Source organism: Kitasatospora sp. NPDC052896, from assembly GCF_044547075.1.
Lineage (GTDB): Bacteria > Actinomycetota > Actinomycetes > Streptomycetales > Streptomycetaceae > Kitasatospora.
This window is the reverse complement of record NZ_JBITZU010000001.1, coordinates 755,552-781,738: the sequence shown is the minus strand read 5'-3', so window position 1 is coordinate 781,738 and position 26,187 is coordinate 755,552. Positions and strand designations below refer to the sequence as shown.

The following is a 26,187-nucleotide window of genomic DNA, read 5'->3' as shown; positions in this document are numbered from 1 at the left end:
TTACTGCTGGGCGAGGTGGGCGAGGGCGCGGGCGATCAGGGGCCGGTGGGCGGCGTACAGGGTGCGCCCGGCGGCGGCGATGGCGCTCTCCAGGGCGGCCATCGAGCCCGCCGGGTACCAGGTGGCGTCCAGGGCGTCATCGCTGCCGACAGCGGGCACCGTGGCGGGCAGGACGTACAGGGCGGAGGTGCTCGCCACCCACGCGTGGTCGGACTGGCGCCAGTCGTCCACGATGCCGCGGCCCAGGATCGTGGGGCGGTGGTCGGTGAGGTCGACGCCGGTCTCCTCGCGCAGCTCGCGCACGAGTGCGGCCGGGGCGGTCTCGCCCGGGTCGACCATGCCGCCCGGGATGGCCTCCACGCCGATGTCGCTGCGGGTGATCAGCAGCACGTGCCGCTGCTCGCCGGTGCCCGCGACCACGATCGGGTCGGCGGCCGCGTTCTCCCCCCATCGGCCGAGGTTGCGGCCGGTGCGGCCGGTGCGGCCGGTACGGCCGAGGGGGTGCAGCGGCCAGCCCCGCTCGTCGCGCTCGAACGGCACGAGCGCGGTGGCCTGGCGCTGCTCCCAGTCGTGTACGTCGGCCGGTGTGGGCGCCGCCTCGGCCCAGTTGGGCACGTGGTGGGCCAGCGCGGAGGGCCGCAGCTCCGGCGGGGTGATGTCCACGGGCGTGTACTTCGGCCAACTCGCCGACCAGCAGCGCCGTTCGGTGGGGACGGGCTCAGTGCTCTCGCTCATGAAGGATTGCTCCTGATCTCGTGTTCGGGAGGGAGAGGGGGCGGCCACGACGGTGCCGTCGGCGCAGGGCAGGCAGGTGCCCAGGTGGGCCGGGAGCACGTACCCGGCGTCCCGCCCGCAGGCGGGGCAGGTGCGGCGGGCCCTGTTCGCGGCGGCCAGGGCCGCACGTCTGGCTGGGGTCATCGGTCGGACGGGCTTGGCCAGGTCGAGCCGGTACAGGTACGCGGCCCGGGGGCCGGTCTTGGTCTTGCGGGAGCGCCAGAGGATCTGTGCGGCGACGTCCTGTCCGCCGGGACGCAGGCCCCGCGCCCGAAGCTGACGCCTGGTCAGCAGGTGTCCGGGGGCCATGCGCCACGGGTAGGTGGGGATGCCGCCGTGCCGGGACCCGTCCGGGTCCCAGAACCGCGGCCGGCTCACCGCTCGTCGGGCTCGTCGTCCGGCAGGTCGTAGTAGCCGACCAGTTCGGCCGGGACACCGGCGAAGCTTCCGGAACCCTCCAGCCAGGCGGTACCGCCGTACTCGTCGGCGTCGATCGTGGCCGGGTTGATGTCCAGCACCTCACGCCAGCGCTCGAACTCGCTCAGCGACCGGTGCACGGCCACGTACATCCCCCAGACCCGCTCAAGCCGGCCGGGCACGGCCAGCAGCCGGAAGGAGACGCAACCGGCGGAGAGTTCGGGGTGCGCGGACAGCAGCGCCATCGCCGCCCCCACCGCGTCCAACTGCGTGGAATCGGTACGGATCTCGGTCGTCACGATGCCCTCTCCTCAGGCTCAGTGGTCTTCTCGTTCTCGGACTGCTCGGCGTCGTTGACGACGTGCAGCGGCACGCGCTGGCCCTGCTCGGCCTTGCACTCCTGGTAGCGGGCCGCGATCCAGCCGGCCGACCAGCCGGTCAGCTCCACCGCCGTGCGCTGCGCCAGACCCGCAGCGAAAGCGGCCTGGGCGATCGCGCGGGCCCGGTCCTCGGGCAGACGCTCGGCCGCGGGACCACCCGCCAACAACTCCCGACGGGCCTGCTCGGCAGCCTCCCGCTCACGCCACTCACGGCCGCGGTGTTCCTCGCGCTCACGGCGCTCACGCTCGCTCACCTCCCGCTCACGGCGCTCACGCTCGGCCCGCTCGGCACTCTCCCGCCGGGCCCTCTCCTCCCGCTCCTCACGCAGCATCCGTGCCTCATGCTCACGCTGCTCGCAGGCGAGTTGGGCTTCGTGCTCACGGCGCTCACGCTCCCTCCGCTCGGCCGCGTCCCACTCGGCCATGCGCTCCTCCCGGGCCCGCCGACGCTGTTCCTCGGCGCGCTGCTCGCGCTCGGCCCGCTCGGCCCGCTCAGCGGCTTCACGAGCGGCCAGTGCGGCGGCGATCGCCCGCCGGTAGGCCAGGGATGTTTCCGCCGTGACGATCAGCAGCAGCGGCGCCACCGAGTGGACAGCCACCCCCACCAGATCGCCCTTCAGGGCGGACAGACCCACGTTGAGCAGCACGGTCATGACGCCGGTCATCCAGCGCAGCACGGCCGGCCATCGGCCACCGTCACCGCCGAGCCGGGCGAGCGTGCTGTCCATGCGGACCACGATCACCACCGCCGCATCCACCACCAGCGGCAGAATCGGCGCCGTCCACCGCCACCCCGCAGGGGTGTGTCCGGACATCAACGGGGTCACCGTGAGCACGCTGTACAGCACCGCGCCGAACGTGATCGCCCACGTCCCCACACTCAGTGCCCGCTCCGCCGACCGCACCTGCTCCGCATCAATCGGTGCCCTCAGCATGGCCACCGCCCCCACCGCGATGAGCGGGCGATGAGCACGGCCGCGTAGGCCGTGAGCGCGGTGAGCACCACCTGTCCGGTCACGGCAACCGGGACCACGCCGAGCGATCCGGCTCGCTCACGAGCCAGCCGCGCCGCCTCGGCGGCAGCGGCAGCCGCCTGCCGGGCCACCTCGGCAGCGGCAGCGGCCTGCGCGGCCTGTTCACGGGTTTCAGCGCTCACGCGGCCACCCCCGCCCGCCCGGACCGCCGGCCACCCGCCATGCGGCGGATCGGCACCGGAGCCGAGCGCAGCAACTCCGCGGCCACCGCAGCGGACTCCGGGTCCGTCTCCCACAGCTCCGCCAGCACCTCCCGCGCCACGTCTGTCCGGGCCGCCCACTCCTCCGGCGACTCACCCCACACCCCGGCGAACAGGGCGTCGAACTCCCGCCCGTCCACGCCGAGCGCCAACTCAGCGAACTCGAAGGCCGAACCGGCCCTCTGTCCTGCAACAATCAACTTCACGGGTCTACCTCTCACGGGTTGGTGGGCCCGCAGAGGCCGCCGCGCGATCCTTGGCCGGAACGCGGCGGCCTCGTATCAGGGCCGGACCACTCGTCTCGTCACGAGTAGCCACGGACCACGACGTACGAGGCGCCCACCAAGGGCCACACACGCCGGGGACCGTGATCGCTGGTAAGCGACCAGTGCGGGAAGCCTCACCAGCCGGTAGCTCGGTGAGGCGATCTATGGGACTCGCGGACTGTCAGGCACATCAGGACCTCCTCTAGGTCGAGCAATCGGGAAAACTCACTGCATGGGGGGCGTAACTTGCCCCCACCCTCCGGCCGTTGATCGCGGTCACCGGGCCACCTCGCCAGTCAGGGCCGAAGCCCCTGTCCTCTGGCCTTTGCGGACTTGCAGCGTCATCCGCCTCAGCTGTGGTGCATGTCCGGGCAGCCCAAAGAAGGCCTATGGACACGGAGTTCTTGATCACCGCTCGTGACGGGCGGTGGCTGGGCCATAGGAGCTGCCTCAATCGGCGGCTCCTAACTGGTGCGCACCAGTAGTCTGCAACTGGTGCGCACCAGTGTCAAGCTTCTGCTGTCAGGCCGTCAGTTCTGGCCCTGAGTCCATGGAACGCCTCACGCCAGCGCGTTGGTAGCCAGCAAGGGTTAACCCGGTTTTGTTAACCCCCTGTGAGCTGCGCAGAGTTGATGCATGCTGGTCAGAACGCCAACGCTCCAGCAGAGGTGGGCAGATGACGAGTCGTCTACGGCAGGCCAGGACCGAACGCAGGTGGTCCCAGGATCGACTGGTACGCGAGATCTGCGAGTACGCCCGGAAGCACCTGGTCGACGTGGCATCCCCGGCCAGCCTTAAGGTCTACGTCTCCGAGTGGGAGAACGGCCGACGCTCGGTCTCCGGTCCATACGCGGCGATTCTTCGGGCTTTACTGGGCAAGACCGACGACGAGCTGTTCGGCTCGCCTACCCCCGCCAGCTCGCTGATCGCCGACGGATACGACGACCTGCTGGGCCGGATCGACTCAGCCCGCACCCTCAGTCTGAGCATGGTGGATTCGTTCCTGGCTCAGACTGAGCTGCTCCGCAGTTTCGACCGGCAAATGGGTGCGGCCGGGCTGGTGGACCAGATGCGGGCACACCTCGACTCGCTGGAGGACGCTCTGACCTTCGCGGTGCTTCCGGACGCGCGACGCCCAGTGGCGACGGCGCTGGCTGGAGCGGCCACCCTGGCTGCTTGGCAGGCCCTGGACGTCGGTGCCGTTGAGCGAGCTTGGCGGCACTATGAGCTGGGCAAGAGGGCCGCCACCGAGGCAGAGGCGCCCATGTACCTGGCGCATGCGATGGCAGAACAGGCCTATGTGCTCTCGGACGCTGGCCGCGCGGAGATGGCGGTTGACCTGGTGCGTGAAGCTCAGCGCATCGGTGGCTCGAAGGTGTCGCCGCGGCTCGCTGCCTGGCTCTTCGCCGCTGAGGCGGAGCTGTGCGCGAAGGCCGGGCTGGCGGAGGACTGCCGCCGTGCGCTCGATCAGGCCGATGCCGCGCTCCCGTCCGGGAACGAGATGCGGGACCCGGACATGCTGAGCATCTTCCTCAACGCCAACCACCTGGCTCGTTGGCGCGGCAACGCACTGGCCATCCTCGGCGAGGATGAAGCAGTAGCGGAGCTGTACCGGGCGCTCGAAGGGATGGACCCGGCGTTCACGCGGGCGACGGCGGGGCTCCGGTGTGACCTGGCACAGGCCCACCTGGTCCGGGGGGAGTTCGGCCAAGCCAGGGAGCATCTGCAACAGGCCCGCCTCCTGGCGAACCGGACGGGGTCAGTTCGACACAGGAGGCGGATCGAGCGCCTTACCGAGGGCTTGTGACGCGGTGCTGGTTGGACGCCAACAGGTGGAGCAATGCGACCAGCGTGCCGGAGCCCAGTAGCTGGTCATCCGCCATGAGTCGCGGCACTTCGGAGAGCGGGATCCACTCGATTCGGCCAGCCTCTTCGGCGTCCGTCGGCTCACCGACGAGAGTTGCCCCCCGCGCTACGAAGATCTCGTGTGGTGAGTCGACCATCCCGACCATCGGTTGGTACGTCACCACGTGTTCGATGGTCCCTGGGCGCCAGCCGGTCTCTTCCTCGACCTCGCGGGCCGCCGCTGTGGCGGCATCCTCCCCGGCGTCCACGTTGCCCCCGGGAAGCTCCCAGCCGAACCGCCCAGGGACGAACCGGTAGCGCCAGAGCATCAGTACCCGGTCCTGCTCATCCACCACGGCCGTGATGGCGACGTGCTGGAGCCGGACGACGTGGTGCTCGAATCGCTCGACACCGGGCGGCTCGACGTCCACCAGGGTGAGCTTGACCCACTGGTTGTCGTACACCGTCCGCTCACCGTGAATGCGCCACGGCTCCAGCTCTCTCTGTGGCTCGCTCACGACCTGGCGTGCTGAGGGCGCACCGGCGCTCACGTAGTAGCCGCTCCCGTGCTGGGCGACGATCAGTCCCTCGGCAGCGAGCTTCGAGAGCACGAGCCGGACCGTCGTCCGGCCGGCCGAAAGGTCCGCCGCCAGCGTTCTCTCGGAGGGGAGCTTGTCGCCGGCGGTCAGCTCGCCAGAGCTGATCAAGCTCCGGATCCTCTGCTCGACCTGTTCGGTCTTACCGCCCATGCTGTCGTCTGCTCCTCTGCTCTCGGGCACTGCTCCCGACCAGCCTAGGTTCAGATTCAATGGTTGTGGAGCCTCCTCAGCGCGTCTGACAGCCAGCCCCGGGACAGTAGGGGAGCCGGGCTGTGGAATATCTGTGGAACGCTTGACTCGCTCCGAGACTTCTCGAAGCGCTTGAGAGCAGGTCAGCCGCCGCGCAACGATGGAATCCCCTAACGCCCTTGAAAACTGTCGTGCGGTGACCCCGTACCGTGGGTTCGAATCCCACGCTCTCCGCTGGTGGGGAAAGCCCAGATCAGGGCGGGTATCGGCTACGTGCCGATACCCGCCCTTTTCGATTCCTGTGCCGCTGTGTGCCCCCGTGTGCCGGCTTCGGCCAGTCCGTGTGGACCAGCCGTGGACCAGGACCACGGGCTACTCCGGGCCGTACTCCGCCGTGAGGAACCGCTCGATCAGGGCGTTGTCCTGCTCCCGCCGGCCGTCGAGCACCTTCGCGTAGAACTTGTAGAGCACGGCCACGCTGTGCCCGGCCCGGCGGGCCACTTCGGCCGGTGGGACCCCGGCCGTGATCCAGCCCGACACGCACGCGGCCCGCAGCGAGTACGGCACGTCGGCGAGCGGGGTCTCCACCTGCTGGGGCGGGAGCACCAGCTTTCGGGCTTCCTTCCAGACCGCGGCGTATTCCTTCGTGGTGAGGAGGCCGCCCTCGGCGGCCCGGAAGAGGTGGCCGTCCTCGCCGAGCCCGAACTCCTCCACGTGCTCGCGGACCATCCGTACGAACACCGGCGGGATGGGAATGTCCCGGGTGGCGCCGCGGGCTCGCCGCTTGAGCCCGCGTTCCTCGTATGACTTGCCGTCGTCGGTCCAGCGTGAGCCGACACGCGGAGAGCTGCCCGGAGCCACGATCAGCCCCCACCCGGTACCCGGCAGCTCGAAATCCGGCAGCCGCAGGTTCATCGCCTCCGCTGGCCGGGTGGCAGCCCAGTTGATGCATCCGTAGAACGTGGCGAGGTGGCGCCCACGAGCGGAGAGACCACGTGCCGCCTCGATGAGGTCGCGGCACTGGCGTGGGTTGGGCACGTAGCGCCAATCGATCTCACTGTCGATCTCTGGCGGTGTCCAGTCCACAAATTTCAGCGGGTTCGCGGTGAAATAGCGCTGCTCGATGCCGTAGTTGAGCGCGTTGCTGAAGGTCGCGTACTTCCGCCGGATGGTGTTGTCCGCCGCCCGGCCCCCGTCCAGCTTCAGCGATATGGCCTTCAGGGCGTTCCGAATGGTGTCGGAGTCCTCCAACTGCGAGATCGGAAGCGATTTCTGCCCGATCCATACGAGGGCCTCGGCGATGGGCTCCGGCGGCTCGGGGAGGTGCTCGGAGAAGTTGAACGCCCAGCAGGACAAGGCCCGCCGCAGGACCTTCGGTGATGGTGTCCCGCGGTGATCGGTGACCAGAGCGGGGGTGAGGGTGGCCAGACCGTCCGCCCGTGCGCTGCGCTCCTTCGCCGACGACTCTCGCCATTTCATCTCGGCGTACTTCCTCGCATGGTCGAACCAGGTCGGCTCCGCGTCCTTCCGCAGCGCCTCCAACTCGGAGACCGGGAGCCCGGTCTCCTCGTCGAACTGCTCGCGCCGACGGGCGGCGGCCATCAACTCCGCCCGCCGCCCGTCGGCCTGCGCCTTGAGCAGGTAGCTCTTGGAGTGCTGCTGCCGACCCACCCGCCACCGGACCTGGAAGGGCTTCGCTCGCCCGGGCCGGTGGCGGGTCTCGTACGGCACGAACTCGTGTGTCAGCACGGCCGGTCCTCGTGGTCCGTCAGCCAGGTGTCGAGGTCGGTGCGGCGCACTCGGAGTTGGCCGTTGGGGAGCTTGATGCACCTCGGGGCCTTGCCGCGAGCCCGCATGCGGTAGAACGCGGAGCGGGACATGCCCAATTCAGTGAGCACCTGGCGGAGTTTCAGCTTGTCTGTGGTGTCCCGGCTGGGGCGGCTCGGCGGACGGGTTCTGGCGTGGTGCATGCTTGGAGCACCTCCTGTTTCCTGCACGGGGATTGGAGGCCGGGGCAGCGGGCTTCTGCGCAGTCGACCGCTGCCCCGGGCAAAGCTACGAGCGCTCGGTGCGGCGCCATGCCAGGTATTCCTGGCGGACGTAGGCGCGGTAGCCGGAGCCGATGATCGGGTCGGAGAACCGGATCGATCCGGGGCCGGTGTGGCCGCGGTCGGTGCTGTGCTTCTCGTCGTACTCGATGAGTTGGAGCGCGGCCTCGGAGGCGACCTGGAGGGTGCCCTCGATGTCGTCCAGGCCGTACATGGCGGTTTCCTTGAGGGCGATCCGGTCCACGACGGCGGCCTTGCGGAGCAGGAACTCACGGCCCAGCGTCTGGCCGAACGGGCGGCGGGCTGCTTGGTCGGCGACCCAGCTGATTTCGGCGGGGATGCTCGGGGCATCGGCGTAGGCGGCTTCGGGGCGCGGGAAGTCGCGGCAGTCCGTCACTGGTCCTCCTCGGAGGTCTGGTTGGCGCGGGCGGTGAGGATCAGGAAGTTCATGGCGCCTTCGGCGCGCTCGCCGTACGCGTAGGCGCAGTCGGCGAGGCCGGCGGCCAGCTCGGCGGTGTCGTAGAGCTCGGCCACCTCGTGGTCCCACAAGTGGCGCTGCTCCTCGGGGCTGTTGAGCGTGCGATGAGCCTGTTGGCGTTCGTTGAGCTGGTTGCGGAGTTCGGCGAGCCGGCGGACTCCGGGCCAGCGGCCGAGCGCGGGCGTGAGGTCGGGCAGTGGGGTGTCGGAGAGGACGTACTGGTGGTTGTGGCGGGCCAGTTCGACGAACCGGGGCTGCTCGCCCCTGATCAGGGCCTGAAGGACGGACGCGGTGCCGTGGGCGTAGGCGAGGGCGGCGTTCTCGTAGAGGTCGCGGGTGCGGTTCTCCACGGCCCGGTAGAGCTCTTCGAGCCGGAAGAGCGCGTTGTAGTGGGGCGAGAAACGTCCCTTGCCCGGCACGTTGAGTGCCCCGTCGACGGGGAGCAGGCGGGCCGGTTCGATGTGCCAGGTGGCGGACCGCGCTGCCTCGTTGGCGGCCCGGTACTCGCGGGCGGCGGCGCCGAGTGCGAAGACGCTGTCGGTCAGGCTGTGGAACCAGATGGGACCGTTGGTGGTCATGGCGGAGCCCTCCGTTCTCGGATCAGTGGAAGGCCGCGACGACGGCGGCCATGAGGGCGTGGATGGGTCCGGCGACCACGGTCGCCGCGGCGGTGAAGCCGGACAGCCACACGATGAGGGCGGCGAACAGGCCTAGGCGGCGGGCCCAGAGCAGGATCACGGTGCCGAGGAAGAAGATCACGGCGGTGGAGATCGTGACGAGCATGGTGGAACTCCCTTCACGAGGGCGGGGATCAGCGGGCGCCGCTGCCGATGCGGCGGGCGAGGTGGTAGAGGTGGCGGCCGACGCGGATCCGTGTGCCGATGCCGTCGCAGCGGCGGCAGTGCTTGCCGCGTGTGGGTCGTCCGCGGCGGTCGTGGGCGAGCTGGAAGCCGAGTCCGCGGCACTTGCGGCAGGTGCCGAACGGGCTGGTGGCGCAGAGCAGCGCGTAGCAGATGGTGACGAAGAGGAGGCCGGGGCTAGCGGTCAGCAGGGCGTTCAACACGGTTGGCTCCTGGGTGCTTTCGGGCTGCCGTGGCGGAAGGATGCTAGGCGTTAGTTGCCTGGCAGGGGCGCAGTTGCCGCGCTAGCGGGGGTGCTAGGTCTAGCGGGGGTCGGCGCTAGACCTAGCGCCGGTTCGTGGCTAGCTCGTGCTGCGTTTCTTGTCACGCTCGGTGGTGGCGGTGACGATGTCGGCGCGGGTGATGCCGCGCCGGTTGGCGCCCTTGCCGTTCTCGGCGGTGCCCCAGACCTGGCCGGTGCTGATGCCGTACGGCCGCACGGATGCGCTCAACTGGTCGGGAGCCCAGGCGCCGTAGACTTCCGGCCGAAGCTCCGCCAGCCGGACGATCACAGTCTCCGACCACACCTTCGCCTCGGTAGCCGGGACGACCGCGAGGATGTCGGCGAGCAGGTCATAGGACGGGCCCGGCTGCGCGTCGGTGTCCTTTCCGGCGGCGTAGCCGGTGAGCAGCCCGGCCTTCTCCCGCACTGCGCGGGCTCGGGTGGCGATGGTCTCGGCCGTGGGTGCGTCGATGTTCACCGCTCGCACGATCCGGGCGTCGGCACCCTCGCCGACGAAGTAGGCGATGCCCTTGTCGGCCCACGCGAAGGTCGTTGCGCGGATGCCGTTCTTGTAGGAGCTGGTGCCGAGGACCATGTCGTTCTCCAGCTGCCCCATGACCTTCAGGCACAGCCGGACGGAGGCGTTGGCGCTGATCCCGGTCGGCAGCGACTTGGCGTCCGGGCGCTGCGTGGCCAGGAGGATCACGATGCCGGTCGCCGGGCCGCGCTTGACCAGGTCGGTGCAGATCTCTTCCAACTCGCGCCCGTAAGTTGGGTGTTCGAACCACTTCTGGCACTCGTCCACGCCGATGACGATCGGGTGCAGCCGCAGGGACTTCTTGTCGGCGAGTTCGCTGGTGACCTTCGACTCCGGGCAGATGTCCCGAGGCAGCGAGCGGATCACCTTCGCCCGGCGCCGCAGCTCCTTCCGGACCTCCCGCATGTCCTCCAGGGCGTACCGGATGTCCTCGTCGTCCTCGCCGGCCCGGTGGCGGTGGGAGACCTTCTCGCCAACCGGGTCGAGGTCACCCGTGCCTTTGAGGTCGTAGGTGTGGAGCTCGGCGCGCGGGTCCAGGGCTGCGATCAGCAGGAGCAGACGCAGCAGGAAGGTCTTGCCCATCCGGGGGATCGCGCCGATCACTGCGGCGATGTACATCAGGGTGACGTCGACCCAGCGTCCGCGCTGGTCGGTGGCGAAGGCGGTCGGCCGGAACAGGTCGACGCGTCCGAACTCCAGCAGCGGCCAGGCGGGTTGCCGGGTTTTGTTCATGTCCTGGTCGCCGACCCAGAGCGCCATCATGCCGGGATGCTCGTCCGCCTTCGGTTCTGGCCAGACGCACCCAAGCGGACGGCGCAGGCCCGAGGCGAGCTTGTCGCGCTTGTCCATCACCTCGCCGACCGTCACCCCAGGCGGGAGCTGGACGTCGGCGCGCCAGCCAGGGCCGTCGCGGGTGATAGGGGCGGTGAACTCGATCCGGCCGCCCTTGGAGAGGTACTGCGTGATGCCGCTGACGGCCAAGACCGACAGGGCCCGTTCGACCATTTCCGAGGTCAGCCGCTGGATCCGCGCTGCCACCACGGCGCCGGGGATCAGCGGCTGGTCGGCCGGCGATCCGGCCACTCCGAGGGCAAGAACTCCGGCGGTGGCCAAGCTGATCAGGGCCCACCCCGGCGCCTTCAGCACCAGCGCGGGAAGCAACAGAGCCCCGAACGCCGATGCCATCGCGGTGAGCCAACCCCGGGCCACCACCCGTCGGTCCCGGAGCCGGGACAGCTTCAGGTACAGCTCGGCGTCCTCCCGAGCGACCGCGTAGGCCCGGACCGGTTCCCCTTCGAGATCCCGCGTCCAGCGCCGGAACTCCCGTAAGGCGCGAGCGGCACCCCGGGGGGCACGAGCCGTCAACGTGCCGAGGTAGCTCGGTAAGCGCACAGCGTGGAACGCGGTCGTGTGGGCGTAGTGCCCGGCCAACCAGTTCACCGCGTCGCGTAGTTCGGTCCGGCTCCGGAGCCAGACCGGGAGCACCGGGCGGCGCTTCTCCGCGCGGATCCGCTCCAATAGGCCCGGCCCGGCGGGTGTCGGTCCGTCCACCGGCACCACGGGCCCGTTCTCGTACACCGACGCGTCGTCCACCGGGGCGGCGTCGGCCACATCCCGACCATCGGGGTCGGTGTTCATCTCTGCTTCGAGGCGCGCGAACAACTCGCGGGCTGCGTCGTCCTCCTCGTGGTTCACTGAGGTCCCTTCCTCGCACCAGATGGGATGAAGGTGACCCGGGGCGCGCCATGCTGGCAGGCGGGTGCGCGCCCCGGATGTCGATCGAGCAGCGGTCAGACCCGGATGCGCCGCGGGGCCGTCATCCGCAGGCAGAGCTGAAACGCGCCCATGACGGCCGAGGCGGCTCCCAGACCTGTCAGGACGGCCAGTAGCCAGCCCCCGCCCGTCCCCATCTCCGCCCCGCACCCGACGACCGCGGCGAGGACGGCAACGAGCATCACGGCCACGGTCACCAGGTTCCGGGCGGCGGATGCCGGCCTGGAGCACCGGCCGACCACGTCCAGGTCCACGGGGCTGATGCGGCGCAGCTCCCCGTCGGAGAGCTGAACCACCACCAGCGTGTCGCCTGCCTGGTTGGCGATGCCGGCTACCGTGCCGAGCGTCATGTCGCTGCGGTCACGGACCACGTCATCGATCGCGAGCTGCATCGGGTCCCCCCTCGGGAGCAACGGCGAAAGGCCAGGAACGGGCGCGCCCGACCTCGGCAACTCCTCAAGAGATCAGCTCCTCAAGTCCTCTTTAGGAGTTGCTTGCCGAGAACTATGACGTGGGTCTCCTCAACTCGTCAAGTCCTCTTGAGGACTCGTATGCTGGGGATCGCCAGACGACCAGGACGGTGATCACCCATGGCGAAGGTGTACGAGCGGATCGCGGACGACCTCCGCAGGCTCATCCGCGCAGGTGAGCTCAAGCCCGGAGACCGTCTGCCCGCCGAGACGACCCTCGTCGACCAGTACGGGAAGAGCCTCCCGACCGTCCGTCAGGCCCTCGCACTCCTCCAGGCCGAGGGGCTGATCGAGAAGCAGCACGGCCGCGGCAACTTCGTGCGCCGTCCCCGCAAGCTGGTCCAGCGTTCGAACGACCGCCACCAGTGGGAGAAGGACCGGGCGCGCGAGCCCCTGGAACACCGCGCGCAGACCGGCGCCACCGAGCGCGACACCGGGCTCCAACTGGATGACCTGGTCTTCTCCGCCAAGTACCGCGAGACCGCTGCGGATGCGGGCATGGCGACGGCCTTCGACGTCCCCGAGGGGACGGCCCTGCTGGAGCGGACGTACCGCACCCGCTACCGCGCGGAGCCGGCCCCCTTCAACCTGACCCGCTCCTACCTCGTCCGGGACGTCATCGCCGGCAACCCCGAGCTGCTGGACGAGACGAAGGAGCCGTGGCCCGGCGGCACCATGAACCAGCTCCACACCGTCGGCATCGAGGTGGACCGCGTCGTGGAGAGTGTCACGGCCCGACCTCCGACGGCCGAGGAGTCGGAGGAACTGGACCTCCCGCCCGGGACGGCCGTCGTGATCCTCCGCAAGACCTCCTACGACACCGACGGCCGCGTGGTCGATATCGCCGATGTCACGCTGCCTGGTGACCGCACGGAACTGACCTTCACCACCCGACTGGAAAGGTGGTGAGGGCCGTGGAGCGGCGCATCATCATCGTGACCGCCGTCCACCCGCCGGCCGCCCTGCATCTCGCCGACGCCTACAAGTCCATCAGCGAGCAGGAACTCCCGGAGGGCTGGGACTGGCGCTGGGTCGTCCAGGAGGACGGCCTGAGCCACGAGGTCGTCACCCACCTGCCCGAGGACGACCGCATCAGCTTCCGGCAGGGCCGGGCCGGCGGAGCGGGGATGGCCCGGACGATCGCGCTGGCGCGGGCCGACGGCGAGTACGTCAAGGTGCTGGACGCCGACGACATGCTCGCCCCAGGGGCTTTGGCGCGGGACGTCGCCGCACTCTCCGCCGACCCCACGATCGGCTGGACGACGTCACGGGTGCTGGACCTCCTGCCCGACGGCTCCACCGTCGGGTTCGGCCAGGACCCGGAGGAGGGGCCGATCGAGCGCGGAGCCGTGCTCGACCACTGGAAGGCGCACGACTTCCGGGCCCAGGTGCACCCGGCAACCCTCTGCGTCCGCCGCGAGCTGCTGCTCGCCCTCGGCGGCTGGATGGCCCTGCCGGCCTCGGAGGACACCGGCCTCCTGCTTGCGCTGAGCGCCGTCAGCCGCGGTTGGTTCAGCGTGGAGACCGGCCTCTACTACCGCAAGTGGCCCGGCCAGGTGACCAGCCAGGCCGCCCACACCGACCCCGCCGAGCGCGACGCGCGCATGGCCGTCGTGGAGAGCCGAGCCCGCTCTCTGACTGCCTCTGGCTGGCGCTACCCGGCCGGTAGCTGACTTGGCGTTGGGCATAGAGAAGCCCGGACGTCCCTGAGCGGGACGTCCGGGCTTTCACTGATCTGGTGGGTGATGGCTGCCCCGCGAGGTGGCCCGGTCGGTCTCCGGCCGATGAAGGGCCGGAGTGACTGCTCTTCCTCGCTATGGCGATCCGTGGGCGACCACCCCACGGTTCGTGGCCGGTCAGTGGGCGCGACCACCCCGGTCTTCCGGTGGGTTGGCGCGTGAGATCTTCAGCCGCCGCGTCTCCCCGGCGAGAGTGAACCCCAGGGACAGCGCCCCGGAGTCCAGCAGCCTGATCACGTTCTCCACCGCATGCGGGCCGGTCAGGAACAGCTGGTAGGCAAGCATCGTGAAGTCGTCCAGCGGCAGGTGCCTCATGGACGCCCACAGCGCGTCCATGGAGACGGACAGTCGGCCGAACACGGTCGGCGGTGTCACGCCCTCGATCTCCACGACGACGGGGATATCGATCGCTGCGCTCGCATCCGCCGGTGCCTGGTTTTCGCTCATGACCGGATCCCGCCCTCCGGGGCCACCAGGGCCCAGACAAGTTTTCCCACGCCCAGGCGCGGGCCGTATCCCCACTCCGAGGCGAGCCCCTGCACCAGGCACAGGCCCCGACCCGATTCGTCCTCGCCCAACGCCGCTTGGATTTGCGGCACTTGAGTGCTCGCGTCGTGCACCTCGATCCGGAGAAACCCTGAAGCGAGTTCGAACCGGACCTGGATCAGCCGATCTCGCGGGACACGGGCATGCTGAACGGCGTTGCACACCAGCTCCGACAGCACCAATAGCCCGGCATGCAACCAGCGTTCACCGCCCCGCTGGGCTGCGAGGAAGTTGCGCAGCAGGTCCCGGGCTGCCGGAACCGACGCCGTGCGATGCGGCAGCCAAGCCGCCCTGCTATGTGCGTTCTCCGCGCTCTGCGCCAAGAGCTGTGTCATCGGCCACCCTCCGTACCGGAGAGAACTCCCCTGGCGAAGCGGATGGCCGAACGATCACCAGGGAGCACGAGGAGCGCGCCCAGCACCACGTGGCCGGCGGAGTCGGTCGATGTGCGCTCAATAGCCAGGACGGGCATCCGGGCACCGATGCGAAGCACCTCGGCTTCTTCGGCAGTCGGGAAGCGCGTGGTGACGCGCTCGGCAGTCGTCACGCACTGAATGCCGCGCGCAAGCAGATGAGCTTGGACGTCGTCACCCCACGGTGACCACGGGGCTTCCGGAAGGGGCGCATCCAGCGCACGCGGAACGTACACGCGCGCCAGGCTGCACGGCAGGCCCGCCTGCTCAGAGAGGTAGACGCGCTCAACCAGCGGCGTCCTGGCTCGAACCTGCAGCAACGACTGCAGCTCGCCATGTGCTTTCACCTCGCTCACGCTGACCTCGATCCGCAGCGGAGCTGAGCAGGCCAGTGGCGCGGCCTGTGTGTAGTGCCCGCCGGGGTATGTGATCGGTTGGACCGGCCGGCGGACGAAATTCCCGTTGCCGTGGACCTTCTCGATCAGCCCTTCGGACTGCAGCTCGTCCAGTGCCCGACGCAGGGTCGGTAAGCCGACTTCGTAGGTGGCGGCGAGTTCCCTCTCCGGGGGCAGTTTGCTGCCGGCAGCGAGTACACCGGAGCCGATACGGCGCCGGAGATCATCTGCCACGCGCGTATACCGAACGGCCATGGCCCGCTCACCGCTTCCGCTTGTCGTCGGCGGAGCGGCAGCACGGCTGAGCCGGGTCGTGACAGGCCGCAGAGACGGCGACATGACGCCTAGCCAGCGCAGCGGCCAGGCGGATAGGGTCGAACATGCTGATCAGCTCCCATTTAGCTGACGGCACTGCCCCGCGACGGCGACTGCATCGTCCGTCGCGGGCGCTTCCATGTAGACGGCGGCCCATGCGATCAGGCCGCGACTGGCACTGCTGACAAGCCCGAACTGGTCGGCCGTCCCTAGCAGTGCCACGAGAACTCCCCACGACTCGGCCGTAGCCGAGCCCGACACCTCCATTGCCATGCAGACGCGATTGCCGTGATCCGTTACTTCCGGATCAAGCCCGAGAGCCATGAGGCCAGCAGCGATGTGATCGACACGTGCCTGATCACACGAGGACACAAGACACCCTCCGTAGGTACTTGGCCACTCAGAGCGAAGCTCGTTAACGAGGTTAGGCCCAGCGCACTAAATTGTCCATATGCGTGAGCAACCCCCGTACCTGCGCATCGCAGACGCCCTACAGCGCCGCATCGACAGTGGCGAATGGTCACCGGGGGACCGCCTGCCCTCTCAGGCTGTTCTCGCAAGGGAGTTCGGCGTAGGTGACAACGTGGTCCGCCGCGCAGAGGCGCTTCTGATCCTCCAAGGCGCCCTGGAAGGGCGTGCAGGCTCAGGCACTTTCGTCGCCGCGCCGCGGGAGCGGGTACGGCTGGTCCGGTCCCAGGCGCGCGAGGAACGCAACGGCTCGCCCTTCCAAGCCGATATGGCAAGTCTCGGTCGACGGGGGACCTGGGAGAGCCGCACCGACGCCAAGGTGCCAGCGCCAGCGGACATCGCGGCCCGCCTCGGCATCGCCAAGGACGACCTCTGCGTCCGCACGGCGTACGAGTACTTCGCCGACGACAAGCCCGTCCAGCTGTCCACCAGTTGGGAGCCCTACGCCCTCACGGCCGGCACACTCGTCGTGCTCCCCGAGGGCGGCCCGCTCGCCGGCCGCGGCGTGGTGAACCGCATGGCGGAGATCGGCATCACGGTCAGCCGCCTAACCGAGCAGCCGGAGCCTCGCCGCGCGAGCGACGAGGAAGCAGCGCTTCTCGGTGTTCAGCGCGGCTCCTTCGTCACTCACATCCGACGCACGTACTTCACCGATGATGGCCTCGCAGTCGAGACAGCCGACATCATCATCCCGGCAGCGCTCTGCGAGCTGGTCTACGAGGTACCGATCCACCCCTGAACAGCGGGCCGCCTCACGTCACCAACTGAGCTGAAGCATCAGGGCGTGTCACAGCTGTCATAGCGTCACATCATGTCGCTGAGTCCCTGGGCACCGCAGCTTGGCGCATCCACCGCCCCGCCCATGTTCAGCACCTCGGCCAGGCGCCCACCGGGCGGGCATGATCCAACTCAACCTGCCATCAATCCCGTTGGGAGGGACACGAGCCCTTCCCAGCTCATAGACTCCAAGACATCAAGAGAACTTCATGTCTTGGAGGGACCGGTTGGCGGCTGTCGACCAGCTCGTGACGATCGGCGCCGTCCTGGTCGGCGCGCTCACCACGCATCTCACCAACCACTCGATGGAGCGGATGCGCAAGCACCACGAGCTGCTGACGCGGTGGGATGACAAGAAGCTCAACGCCTATGAGGGCTACATAGACAAGATCAGGGCCGGCATATTCCATGCCGTCCAGCTCTACGAGCATCGCGAGGGCGTCCACGCGAGCAGCAAGAGCGATCACGACTTGTTCACCGAACTGTCTGACGCCAGCTGGCAACGCGGCCGTGCCTTCGAACGAATCATGCTGCTCGGCGGCGACCACGTCGTAGAGGCAGCCCATCAGCTGAACGTCGCAGCCGTCGAAGTCGACTGGCAGGCCACCGGCAAGATCCACGGCACCCTGGACGAGTGGCGCGCCCGCAACCGCGCAGTCTTCCGTGCCATCAACGAGTTCCACGACGCCGCCCGCCAAGACCTCGGAGTCCAGGGCAACGTCACCGGCGAACAGCACCCAGAGCGGGACCTTCTGCTTCCCCCGCCTCGGAGCGAAAGCGGCAGTGTCGCGACCGGCGAAGCTGGGCTGTCGCAGACCGGTCCTGCTCTGTCGGGGGGAGAACAGCTGCCTTCGTGAGTTCTGTAACGTGCCAAGAATGCCATGGAGGCGCTTGCATCTGTTCCTTACGGCAGCGACGTTCGCTGGCTGGCATGTGCACTGAAAATGGCCAACTGCAACGGACTAGGCCAATCTTGCCAAACCTGAGACATGCTGGCGTACGTCCCCTAGGCTGTAGCTCTCGTCAACCCTCTGGATGGCAGAATATGGTTGTTCCATCAAAGAGTGAGATTCGCAAGAGCGACATTGCGGCTCTCGCGGCCCGGGTGAATAAGAAGGCCTACGATAAATACCTTAGGCTCATTAGGATCGTGAAACTCAGGGGATTCACGAATCAGGAAGTAACATTTGATTTTCCGGTTACGGCGCTAGTAGGGCCAAACGGATCCGGGAAGACTACAATCCTGGGCGCGGCGGCCCTTATTCATCGCACCGTCCCGCCAAGGCAGTTCTTTGCCAAGAGCGGCAAGTATGACGAGGCGATGAAGAATTGGCGAATTGAATACGAAATCCTCGACAAGCGCGATCAGAGTAGCCCGAACATCAGCCGCACGGCCAGCTATCTCAAGGCTAAGTGGAATCGTGATGCAGTCGAGCGTGAGGTTCTCACGTTCGGGGTCAGCAGAACCCTTCCGGCCAGCGAGCGGAAGGAGCTTGCCAAGTTTATTGGCAGCAGCTTCCAGGGATTTTCGGAAGAGGAGTTGACAGGGCCTGTAATTGAGGCTGTTGAATCGATCCTTGGTAAGGATGCAGCCAGCTACCTGCGAATTAATGCTGCCCGAGGTGAAGATCTCTCCATTTTTGCCTCCCAGCCCACTGGAGGGGTTGATGGGTACTCTGAGTTTCACTTCGGAGCTGGTGAGGCGAGTGTAATCAGGATCGTGTCCCAGATTGAGGCAAGTTCGGACAATGCCCTGATCCTGATTGAAGAGATTGAGAACGGGCTGCATCCTGTAGCGACGCGACGACTTGTCGAATACCTTCTCAAGGTGGCTAAGAGGAAGTCGTGTCAAGTAATCTTTACGACACACTCCAATGATGCACTTGCATCGCTTCCTAATGAGGCCGTATGGGTGGCCTACCGTGGCGAGATCAAGCAAGGGAAGCTGGATGTCACCTCACTTCGGGCTCTCACTGGGCAAATCAACGCTCGTTTGGCTGTATTCACCGAAGACCGTTTCGGTGAGATCGTGGGTGATGTGACACTTCGAGCGTACTGCCAGAAGCATGGCTTGGACCGGTCGGGAATTGAAATCCATAAGCTCGGCGGCGCTTCCCCTGCTCGGGACCACACCCGATTCCATAATTCCAGCCCAGTGCGTCGCTTTCATGCCATTTCCCTGCTTGATGGAGATAAGCGCAGCGAATCAGGCTTTGAGGCGCGAAAGATCGAGCTCTCCGATTCGGACCTAGATGAGGCCGTCGATCTGCTGACGGATGATCTGATCTATATTCCGGGCGAGGAGTCACCTGAGGCGCATGTCATTGACAGAATCCTGGAATGATTTGACTCGGTTCCGAATCTCCTTGGAAAGCTGACAATTTCGCTCCATCTCGATTCTTTCATGCAGGAGCGGGTCAAGTCATCGGTTGCTCAGCGCGCGTATACTAACCATGATCGGCATAATATTTTCGCCCAGATCGGAGAAGATCTGGATTTCCTCTCGGAGGAACTTGTTCAACGCGCGTTTGTTACGACGTGGGCTTATGCCTTCCCGGGTGATGTCGAATCGATCTGGGGGCCTTCCCACGACCTTCTTGCTCAGCATGACTAGGAGCTGCCCCAGGTACAGGGCTTCTCGCATGTGGACTGGGTGGCCTTCGCGATCTCGGTTCTGGTTTCGTTCAGCCACTTGCTGGGGTACGCCGTGCTGTCGCCCCTGGACCCCACCGGTTTTGTCCGCTGGCCCACTGGACAGTGGAGCGAAGACATAGAGGGCGGGTGCACGTGTGGGCTAGTGCAAGGAGTGGCCCATGGACCAGCTGTGGACCGGCGGGTGTGTGCTGGCTGGTATCGCTGCCCTAGTACGGCTAGGAGGCCAGCAGGTTCCCTTGAGTTTTCAGTCTTGAAAACTGTCGTGCGGTGACCCCGTACCGTGGGTTCGAATCCCACGCTCTCCGCTGGTGGGGAAAGCCCAGATCAGGGCGGGTATCGGCTACGTGCCGATACCCGCCCTTTTCGATTCCTGTGCCGCTGTGTGCCCCCGTGTGCCGGTCTCGATCAGCGTTCCGGGGCCAGGCGGGGGCCAGATCCGGGCTACTCCGAGGGGCTGCCCGGGTGGTCCAGGGCCTCGTTCAGCGCCCGCTCGATCTTCTCGTTGGCCTGGTCCCGCTTGCCGTCCAGCACCTTGGCGTAGAACCGGTAGAGCACCGCCACGCTATGTCCGGCCCGGCGGGCCACCTCGGTCGGGTCGACCCCGGACACCAGCCACAGCGAGATGCCCGCGTGCCGCAGCGAGTACGGCACGTCGGCCAACGGCGTGGCGGCCTGTTCCTCGCTCAGCGCGGCTGGTTCAGCGCGGAGACCGGCCTCTACTACCGCAAGTGGCCCGGCCAGGTGACCAGCCAGGCCGCCCACACCGACCCCGCCGAGCGCGACGCGCGGATGGCCGTCGTGGAGAGCCGTGGCCGCCAACTGGCCGACATGGGTTGGCACTACCCAGCGCACAGCTGATCGCTGATCCGAAGACAGCAGCAGCCCCACCGAGGATCATCTCGGCGGGGCTGCTCAAATCGACTCCCGGCCTGGGGATACCCGCTGGGCAATCAGGGCGGCACTAGCTCCGACAGTCCGGTGCTTCCTTGTGGCGGTCAGTCCACGAGGTCCGACCAGATGTTGAGGTTCCCGTCATCCACGACGAATTCGTTGTAACCGAACCTCTCGCCGAGCTTGTTGAACCGTTCCCACCGGGCTTCGCTGATGGGCACGAAGTACACCTTCATGGCCCGTAGGAAGAGGCGAAAGCCGAGGTCGGGGTCGATCTCGGTGACTGCTCGGAGCGCCGGCACCACATCCGGGAGGGGCGCTGGGTAGGTGCTGGTGACAGCCTTTTCGGTCAGGGCAGGTGCGGCCCCCCGGATCTCCTCCAGGATGGCCTCCCGAAGTCCCGTTTCCGGTGCCGGGACCAGCACGGTGGAGACGAAAGTCGGGTCGTCTTGCCGGATTCGGCCGATGCAGACCTCCGCGATCCGGCTCAGCCAGGTGCGGATGTCGAGCCCTTCGCCCGCCGGGTCGAAGTGCGCCCCCGTCGCGGCGAGCCACAGGGAGTTGAGCACCTCGTCCGGCAGTGGTGCTGCCAGCAGCCGCTGGATGTCCCTCAGTACCTCCTCGGCATAGACCCTTCCGTACCGCTCTGCCAGATCGCCGACAAGGTCGAGGACCGCAGTCTCGCTTCGGGTGACCCACGGCGAGCGGACGTACTTGGTGAGCCCACTGAGTCCGAAGTCCTCATCAAAGTCGTCTCGCGGCTTCATCGTGATCGCTGCCCCTTACTGCGGGTACGACGTGTAGACGACGTACCTGTCGGTGTGACCCTTCACGTACTTCAGCCAGATCAGCACTGTCTTGCCGGTTGGGGTGCCGCCCTTGGGACCACCCTTCGTGAACACTTTGCCGAGCTGGTCTTCGTCTCGCAGCTCCCATTGGATCGGCAAGAGGTCAATCCTAGGATCGAAGGCGCCACGTCGTTGAGCTTGCTGCGTCAGCCAGTTCGCAAGCCTCTTCGCGTTGCCGCCCCGTTTGGCCCATTGCTGGAACGCCTTGTTCACGGCCCGGACAGCGGTGGCCTTATCGGTCCATGCGGTCGCTGTTCCGAGCTTATCCGCCCTTGTCTGCGCATCGTCGTCGCTGAGGACGTGATCTGTGAGGGTGTGGGCACCGCTCACGCCCTCGTCAGCCAGCAGGTCGAGGCAGTTGTGGACCAGCAGGTCCTGTGGGCGGGCACCGGCGGTGCGCACGTAGAAGGTGTGCAGGCCGTCGACGGTTAGGTCGTAGACCTGCTGCGGCGCGAGACTGTCGCGGCTGCGGAGGCCGCTGATGGAGTGCGGAGATCCGTCCGCTGCGCGCAGCAGATCACCGGCGTGCAGGTCCGAGACGTAGGTCCAGCCGCGCTGCGCCACGTACACCCGGTGCCCAGCGGTGCTGGTCAGTTGGCCGCCATCGGTGAGAGTGATGTCCACCAGACGTTCGGTGCTGTGGGCGAACGCGGCGGTGACCGGTTCGGCCTGTGAGGCGCCGGTCTGCGGGTCTGTCGCCAGTACCTGGTCGCCTGTGCGGATGGCGCCGATCGCCTTGTACGTGCCATCGGCGAGCAGGACCTGGGTATCGCTCGGGAAGCTGTTCACGCTGCAGCTGGCGAAGGCCTGCTCCGCCGCGGTCAGTTCCTCTTCAAGTGCCTCACGTGTCGGACCTTGCAAGTCGGCGATCTTGACGGCGGCGAGGGCCTTCTCCAGGTCGACGCCGGTGGTAACGGCCTTGTCGACGTCGAGGGCCATTTCGGCGGCCTTGGCGACTTGGCCCTGGGGAAGGAAGCTCAGGCCGGTGACGCAGCTGGGTGAGGTGCCGTTGCTGCGGCTGCACTCATCGCTGTCCTTCTGGAGGCTCTGCGCCACACTTTCGATGACGGCCTTGCTGAGCTGCCACACGATCTGCACGGCGGTGAATCGCTGGGTGAACTTCCGGTCCACCTCGCTGGTCTGGCTGCCGAGCCAGAGGATGTCGTAGGACGCGGCGGGTCCCGGAATGTCGGAGCTCTGGGTCGGCTCGGGCAACTGCATGTAGAAGTCGACCTTCACGCTGAAACGGAGGGTGAAGGTGACATCGCAGAAGCTGGTGAGGGTCGTGAGCTTGCACTCGTTGTCGGGTGTGGGATCGCCGATCGGGGTGACCTGCTGCTGGGTGAACACCCCGGGCAGGCCGGTGGCACCGCCTGTGTTGGCGGCGGCCTGCTGAGCCAGTGCCTCCTTCTCTGCTTCGGTACGGGCGGCGGCTTCCTGGTCGGCGGCGGCGAGCTTCTCCGCGTTGACGGCGGACTGCTGAGCCGCGGCGGCCTGGGCCTCGGCGTCCTTGGCTGCCGCAGCCGCCGCGGTGGCGTCCTTGTCAGCCTGGGCGGCGACCTCACGGGCAGTGGCAGCAGCGGCCTGCGCGCTGCCGGCGGCGGCCCACGCCTTGCCGGCGTCGTCGGTGGCGGCGACGGCCGAGTTGTGGGCGTCGGTGGCGTCACCGGCCGCGCCCTGGGCCGCTGCTTGGGAGGCGGCTGCATCGGCTGCTGCCTGAGTGTCGTACTGAATGGCCCGCGCCTGGGAGGCCTGGGCGTCCGCCGCCGCTTGTGCGGCGTGGGCGGCGGAGGCCAGGGCGTCCTTGGCGGAGGCCTGGGCCTGGGCGGCCGAGGCGGCGGCATTGGCCGCGGCCAGATCGGCGGCCTGGGCGTCGCCGGTGGCGGCGTTGGCGAGCGAGGCGGCCTGGTCCGCAGCCTGCTGCGCCTGCTGGGCCTTGGCCTGTGCCACGGCCTGTTGCTGGTCGGCGATGGTCTTGGACGCTTGCCCGGTCAGCACCGCCAAACCTGCTGAGGAGTCACTGTCCTGGTACGGCGCGCCGAGCTGGATGGCGTCATTGGCCGGGGCGGCGACCTGCTGGGCCGCCGACGAGGCTGCCGTGGCCGCCTGCGCGGTGGAGTGGGCATACCCGGCCGCCGTTGCTGCCGTAGTCTGCGCCTGACCAGCCTGCGCCCAGGCCTGGATGGCGTTCTGTCGCGCGGTGTCGGCCTGGGCCTGGGCGGTCGCGGCATCCTTCTGGGCGGTCGCCGCGTCGGTGGACGCCCGGTCGGAGGCGGCCATGGCATCGGCTGCCGCAGACTCGTCAGCGCGTACCGCCGCGTCAGCGGTGGCCTTGGCGGCCTGGGCATCGCTCGCGGCGGACTGCGCCTGGGCAGCGGCCCCCTGTGCGCGGGTCGCCTCCGCGTCCGCGGTCTGGGCCGCCGCCGTGGCGTCCTTGGCCGCTGCGGAAGCCTGGTCGGCCGCGGTGCCGGCGTCGGAGGCGTCCTTGTCCGCGGCGCCGGCCGCGTCCTTGGCGGCCTGGGCGTCCGTGCCTGTGGCCTGGGCGGCTGCGTAGGCGTCCGCGCTGTCGGCCTTGGCCTGCAGCACGTTGTGTTGCTGCTCGGCGTCCCAGGCCTTGCCGCGGGCCTGCTGCGCGGCTTGGTCGGCCTGCTGGGCGGCGTCCTTCTTCTGTGCTGCGGCTGTTCCGGCGGTCGAGGCCGCCGACGCGGCAGCAGTGGCCGCGGCGTCCTTCTGCTGGGCGGTGGCCCGGTCGCCGGCGGCCTTCGTCTGCGCGGCGGCGGCCTTGTTCTTCGCATCCGCCGCAGTGGCCTGGGCAGCTTCGGCCGCCTGGCGCTTGGTATGGGCGGTGTCGGCGGCCTGCTTGGCCGTCTGTTCGGCGCCTTGGGCGGTGACCAGGTCGGCCTGGGCCGTCTGGTTGGCCTGTTCGGCGTTCCTCGCCTGGAGCGCCGCGCCGTCGGCAGCGGCCTTCGCCTGGTCCGCGGCGGCCTGCGCCGCGGTGCTGCGGAAGGCGGCCTGCGCCGCATGGGTCTGGGTCTGAGCGAGGGCTTGCAGGGTCTGGCTGTCCGAGCCCGAGGCGGTGGTGGCGTCGTACGCGGTCTCGGCGGCCTTCGAGACGGCGGTCAGCGCCGCGGCGGAGGCCAGGGTGGCCTGGGCCTCCTGCTGGCCGGCCAGTAGACCGCGACCGCGCGGTTGACCTGCGGCGTCCGCGATCGCCCATGCCTGCTGCTGCGCGGTGGTGGTGTCCTGCGCCGCCTGCTGGGCGATGGCCGCCTGCTGCTGGGTGACCTGCCACTGAGCCTTCGCCGTCTGCTGCGCCGCGGCGAGCGCGTTATTCACCGCGTCGAAGTCCGACTGCTTGGGGTAGGAGGGGTTGTCCGTGCCGGTACCCGTCCCCGTGTTGTCCTGCTGCGCGTCGAACTGCTGCGCGCCGGTGCCGTTGCAGTCCCACATCTGCGAGGCCTGGCCCCAGTTGGGAGTGTGCAGGTCCAGGCAGAGCTGCGAGCCGACGTTGTACAGGCGGGTGAGGCCGTTGGTGGTGTCGAACTGCCACTGCTGGGAGGCGGAACCGTTGCAGTCCCAGACCTGCACGCGGGTGCCGTCGTGCTGCGGGCCCTGGGTGCCGTCCACGTCCAGGCACAGGTTCGTCTCCCCGTTGACCAGCGCGCCTGTCGGGGACGGCCGCCACTGCTGGGCCGCAGTGCTGTTGCATCCCCAGGCCTGGACGGTCGTACCGTCGTGCGGCTGGCCGTTATTGCCGTCCACGTCCAGGCAGTTGCCCGAAGCGGTGTGCAGGTGGAAGACGACCGGACCATTGCCCGCAGCACCCTTGCCACCCGGCAGCCAGTACGCCTGCCACCTGCCGAGGTGGTCGGCCAGCCACGACTGTGCCATGGCTTCGCCCAGTGCCTGCGAACCGGCCTGCAGGGCGGCGGTCGCCTTCGCGCTGGAGGCGAGGATCGCGTCTCGCTGGGTCTGTTGGGAGGCGATCTCGGTCTGCCACTCGGCAGATGCCGTCTGAACCTCCTGGCTGAGGACCTTGTTCGGGTCGACGTGGTCCGGGTTCGTGCTGTCACAGGACGCGAAGCGGGCTTTGAGGTCCTCCACCCCCACGCGGAAGGCGGCCGTGCCCGGTTGCGGCGCACTTCGCGGGAATCCGCCGTTCTCCAGGAAGATGCGGGTGTCGTCCGCCGAGAGTCCGGAGGAAGCCGCCAGCGACTGCCAGGCGTTGTACTCGTTGGCGTCGCGTAGGTAGTTCGGGTCGTGGGTGGGGTCCGGATACTGGGGATAGAGCGCGGCGCCCTGGCTCTTGACCGCCTTCGACGACGCGTCGTCGGCCTGCGGGGTGTGGTCCTGGTAGAGGCCACCTTCCGTGGTCCACATGCGCTTGCCCAACCAGGGGCCCAGACCCGTCTGGTCGAAGAAGTCCCCGTGTGGGTCCCCTGAGAACCCAGGTGCCCAGCGGAAGTCGTTCTGCGACGCGAAGCCTTCCGGTGCCGGGAGGTTGGCCAGCGGTGCCTCCCAGGTGAAGTGGCGCTGGTTCAGCTCGTCGGACTTCGCCGACACGGCCTTACTGTCGGCCGTGAACGCGTCGTGCAGTGGAGTGCTGTGAAAGCGGGTGTCGGTGTCCGCGGCGGCGTGCAGCTGGTCCGCGGTGCCGTCCAGCGCGGTCGCGGCGACCTGCTTCATCGCCGGGCCGCCCTGGCGCAGCACGGACGACATCAGGCACTGGTCCTGACGCAGCTGCGCCGCGGCCGCCGGGTCGAACCCGCCACCGGGGCCGGCCGGGGAGGGAACGTTGGCCAGCGCAGGAAGGGCTGATGCCCGGAGCGCGGTGGCGGTGAGCAGAGCGGTGGTGCCCAGTAGTCGTGACAGAGCGCCCCGTGCCCGGCGGCGGGACGGGGGAGAGTTCGTTTTCAAACGCAGAATCCCTGTTCAGGGCATGCGGGTGCCCCGGAATCACGCGCCCCCCGGACACCTGCACGCTGATACGTCGACCAAGCCGCCGCA

26 protein-coding genes, 1 tRNA gene and 2 pseudogenes are annotated in these 26,187 nt (G+C 68.3%); 8 read left to right on the top strand and 21 right to left on the bottom strand.

Annotation, left to right across the window (positions count from 1 at the left end):
* From ACIGXM_RS03695 to ACIGXM_RS03670, 6 genes and pseudogenes are all read right to left on the bottom strand, one after another.
* On the bottom strand, nt 1-735 hold the full coding sequence (locus tag ACIGXM_RS03695) for an NUDIX domain-containing protein (protein WP_396557366.1): 735 nt from the start codon (nt 733-735) through the stop codon (nt 1-3).
* Between the two features lie 60 nt (nt 736-795).
* Nucleotides 796-1,152, bottom strand: a pseudogene (locus tag ACIGXM_RS03690) (RRQRL motif-containing zinc-binding protein); the annotation flags it as partial.
* The gene (locus ACIGXM_RS03685; RefSeq protein ID WP_396556411.1) at nt 1,149-1,490 is read right to left on the bottom strand and encodes a hypothetical protein; all 342 of its coding nucleotides are present in this window, start codon (nt 1,488-1,490) and stop codon (nt 1,149-1,151) included. The gene ACIGXM_RS03685 and the pseudogene ACIGXM_RS03690, both read right to left, overlap by 4 nt.
* Nucleotides 1,487-2,491 (bottom strand): DUF2637 domain-containing protein, encoded by a 1,005-nt coding sequence (locus ACIGXM_RS03680; protein ID WP_396557364.1) that lies wholly within the window; start codon nt 2,489-2,491, stop codon nt 1,487-1,489. Before ACIGXM_RS03680 ends, ACIGXM_RS03685 begins: the two co-directional genes overlap by 4 nt.
* A gap of 8 nt (nt 2,492-2,499) precedes the next feature.
* Nucleotides 2,500-2,727 carry a hypothetical protein gene (locus ACIGXM_RS03675; protein WP_396556409.1) on the bottom strand — a complete coding sequence of 76 codons (228 nt, stop codon included), beginning with the start codon at nt 2,725-2,727 and terminating at the stop codon, nt 2,500-2,502.
* Nucleotides 2,724-3,011 carry a hypothetical protein gene (locus ACIGXM_RS03670; RefSeq protein WP_396556407.1) on the bottom strand — a complete coding sequence of 96 codons (288 nt, stop codon included), beginning with the start codon at nt 3,009-3,011 and terminating at the stop codon, nt 2,724-2,726. Before ACIGXM_RS03670 ends, ACIGXM_RS03675 begins: the two co-directional genes overlap by 4 nt.
* Nucleotides 3,012-3,747: 736 nt before the next feature.
* Between ACIGXM_RS03670 and ACIGXM_RS03665 the strand changes: the two genes are divergently transcribed.
* Nucleotides 3,748-4,878, top strand: coding sequence for an XRE family transcriptional regulator (locus tag ACIGXM_RS03665; protein ID WP_396556405.1), 1,131 nt, complete (start codon nt 3,748-3,750; stop codon nt 4,876-4,878).
* On the opposite strand, the gene ACIGXM_RS03660 is transcribed toward ACIGXM_RS03665, so the two are convergent.
* The 9 genes from ACIGXM_RS03660 to ACIGXM_RS03620 all read right to left on the bottom strand — a co-directional run bounded on the left by ACIGXM_RS03660 (nt 4,862) and on the right by ACIGXM_RS03620 (nt 12,055).
* On the bottom strand, nt 4,862-5,665 hold the full coding sequence (locus ACIGXM_RS03660; RefSeq protein WP_396556403.1) for a GntR family transcriptional regulator: 804 nt from the start codon (nt 5,663-5,665) through the stop codon (nt 4,862-4,864). The genes ACIGXM_RS03665 and ACIGXM_RS03660 overlap by 17 nt on opposite strands.
* A gap of 411 nt (nt 5,666-6,076) precedes the next feature.
* Complete coding sequence (locus tag ACIGXM_RS03655) at nt 6,077-7,453, bottom strand: site-specific integrase (RefSeq protein ID WP_396556401.1); 1,377 nt, start codon at nt 7,451-7,453, stop codon at nt 6,077-6,079.
* Nucleotides 7,447-7,674, bottom strand: a complete 228-nt coding sequence (locus tag ACIGXM_RS03650) for a helix-turn-helix transcriptional regulator (protein WP_396556399.1) — start codon at nt 7,672-7,674, stop codon at nt 7,447-7,449. The genes ACIGXM_RS03655 and ACIGXM_RS03650 overlap by 7 nt, the downstream gene beginning before the upstream one ends.
* 85 nt (nt 7,675-7,759) lie before the next feature.
* Nucleotides 7,760-8,149, bottom strand: coding sequence for a hypothetical protein (locus ACIGXM_RS03645; RefSeq protein WP_396556397.1), 390 nt, complete (start codon nt 8,147-8,149; stop codon nt 7,760-7,762).
* Nucleotides 8,146-8,808 (bottom strand): hypothetical protein, encoded by a 663-nt coding sequence (locus tag ACIGXM_RS03640; protein WP_396556395.1) that lies wholly within the window; start codon nt 8,806-8,808, stop codon nt 8,146-8,148. The genes ACIGXM_RS03645 and ACIGXM_RS03640 overlap by 4 nt, the downstream gene beginning before the upstream one ends.
* A 22-nt stretch (nt 8,809-8,830) precedes the next feature.
* Nucleotides 8,831-9,013, bottom strand: a complete 183-nt coding sequence (locus ACIGXM_RS03635) for a hypothetical protein (protein ID WP_396556393.1) — start codon at nt 9,011-9,013, stop codon at nt 8,831-8,833.
* A 28-nt stretch (nt 9,014-9,041) separates the two neighbouring features.
* Entirely contained in the window at nt 9,042-9,293 is a 252-nt protein-coding gene (locus ACIGXM_RS03630; protein WP_396556391.1) for a hypothetical protein, read from the bottom strand.
* Between the two features lie 138 nt (nt 9,294-9,431).
* Nucleotides 9,432-11,585: a cell division protein FtsK gene (locus tag ACIGXM_RS03625; RefSeq protein WP_396556389.1), complete on the bottom strand. Its 2,154-nt coding sequence runs from the start codon at nt 11,583-11,585 to the stop codon at nt 9,432-9,434.
* A 95-nt stretch (nt 11,586-11,680) separates the two neighbouring features.
* A complete protein-coding gene (locus ACIGXM_RS03620) occupies nt 11,681-12,055 on the bottom strand; it encodes a hypothetical protein (RefSeq protein ID WP_396556387.1) in 375 nt (124 codons plus the stop codon).
* A gap of 198 nt (nt 12,056-12,253) precedes the next feature.
* On the opposite strand from ACIGXM_RS03620, the gene ACIGXM_RS03615 reads away from it, so the two are divergent.
* On the top strand, nt 12,254-13,042 hold the full coding sequence (locus ACIGXM_RS03615) for a GntR family transcriptional regulator (protein WP_396556385.1): 789 nt from the start codon (nt 12,254-12,256) through the stop codon (nt 13,040-13,042).
* Nucleotides 13,043-13,047: 5 nt separating this feature from the next.
* Nucleotides 13,048-13,806, top strand: coding sequence for a glycosyltransferase family 2 protein (locus tag ACIGXM_RS03610; RefSeq protein ID WP_396556383.1), 759 nt, complete (start codon nt 13,048-13,050; stop codon nt 13,804-13,806).
* 183 nt (nt 13,807-13,989) lie between these two features.
* Here ACIGXM_RS03610 and ACIGXM_RS03605 read toward each other — a convergent pair whose 3' ends face one another.
* The 3 genes from ACIGXM_RS03605 to ACIGXM_RS03595 are packed head-to-tail and all read right to left on the bottom strand — an operon-like array spanning nt 13,990 to nt 15,460.
* Complete coding sequence (locus ACIGXM_RS03605; RefSeq protein ID WP_396556381.1) at nt 13,990-14,319, bottom strand: hypothetical protein; 330 nt, start codon at nt 14,317-14,319, stop codon at nt 13,990-13,992.
* Nucleotides 14,316-14,753 carry an ATP-binding protein gene (locus tag ACIGXM_RS03600; protein WP_396556379.1) on the bottom strand — a complete coding sequence of 146 codons (438 nt, stop codon included), beginning with the start codon at nt 14,751-14,753 and terminating at the stop codon, nt 14,316-14,318. Before ACIGXM_RS03600 ends, ACIGXM_RS03605 begins: the two co-directional genes overlap by 4 nt.
* Nucleotides 14,750-15,460: a GntR family transcriptional regulator gene (locus ACIGXM_RS03595; RefSeq protein WP_396556377.1), complete on the bottom strand. Its 711-nt coding sequence runs from the start codon at nt 15,458-15,460 to the stop codon at nt 14,750-14,752. The genes ACIGXM_RS03600 and ACIGXM_RS03595 overlap by 4 nt, the downstream gene beginning before the upstream one ends.
* 532 nt (nt 15,461-15,992) lie before the next feature.
* Here ACIGXM_RS03595 and ACIGXM_RS03590 point away from each other — a divergent pair.
* The 4 genes from ACIGXM_RS03590 to ACIGXM_RS03575 all read left to right on the top strand — a co-directional run bounded on the left by ACIGXM_RS03590 (nt 15,993) and on the right by ACIGXM_RS03575 (nt 19,746).
* Nucleotides 15,993-16,748 carry a GntR family transcriptional regulator gene (locus ACIGXM_RS03590; RefSeq protein ID WP_396556375.1) on the top strand — a complete coding sequence of 252 codons (756 nt, stop codon included), beginning with the start codon at nt 15,993-15,995 and terminating at the stop codon, nt 16,746-16,748.
* 265 nt (nt 16,749-17,013) lie between these two features.
* A complete protein-coding gene (locus tag ACIGXM_RS03585; protein WP_396556373.1) occupies nt 17,014-17,643 on the top strand; it encodes a hypothetical protein in 630 nt (209 codons plus the stop codon).
* Nucleotides 17,644-17,936: 293 nt separating this feature from the next.
* The gene (locus tag ACIGXM_RS03580) at nt 17,937-19,130 is read left to right on the top strand and encodes an ATP-dependent nuclease (protein WP_396556371.1); all 1,194 of its coding nucleotides are present in this window, start codon (nt 17,937-17,939) and stop codon (nt 19,128-19,130) included.
* Nucleotides 19,131-19,659: 529 nt separating this feature from the next.
* Nucleotides 19,660-19,746 (top strand) — tRNA-Ser (locus ACIGXM_RS03575).
* Nucleotides 19,747-19,882: 136 nt separating this feature from the next.
* Here the strand turns inward: ACIGXM_RS03575 and ACIGXM_RS03570 are convergent.
* Entirely contained in the window at nt 19,883-20,092 is a 210-nt protein-coding gene (locus ACIGXM_RS03570; RefSeq protein ID WP_396556369.1) for a hypothetical protein, read from the bottom strand.
* Nucleotides 20,093-20,122: 30 nt separating this feature from the next.
* On the opposite strand from ACIGXM_RS03570, the pseudogene ACIGXM_RS03565 reads away from it, so the two are divergent.
* Nucleotides 20,123-20,299, top strand: a pseudogene (locus ACIGXM_RS03565) (glycosyltransferase family 2 protein); the annotation flags it as partial.
* 137 nt (nt 20,300-20,436) lie between these two features.
* Here the strand turns inward: ACIGXM_RS03565 and ACIGXM_RS03560 are convergent.
* The gene (locus tag ACIGXM_RS03560) at nt 20,437-21,099 is read right to left on the bottom strand and encodes a contact-dependent growth inhibition system immunity protein (protein WP_396556367.1); all 663 of its coding nucleotides are present in this window, start codon (nt 21,097-21,099) and stop codon (nt 20,437-20,439) included.
* Between the two features lie 15 nt (nt 21,100-21,114).
* Nucleotides 21,115-26,097 (bottom strand): RICIN domain-containing protein, encoded by a 4,983-nt coding sequence (locus ACIGXM_RS03555; protein WP_396556365.1) that lies wholly within the window; start codon nt 26,095-26,097, stop codon nt 21,115-21,117.
* Between the last annotated feature and the right edge of the window lie 90 nt (nt 26,098-26,187).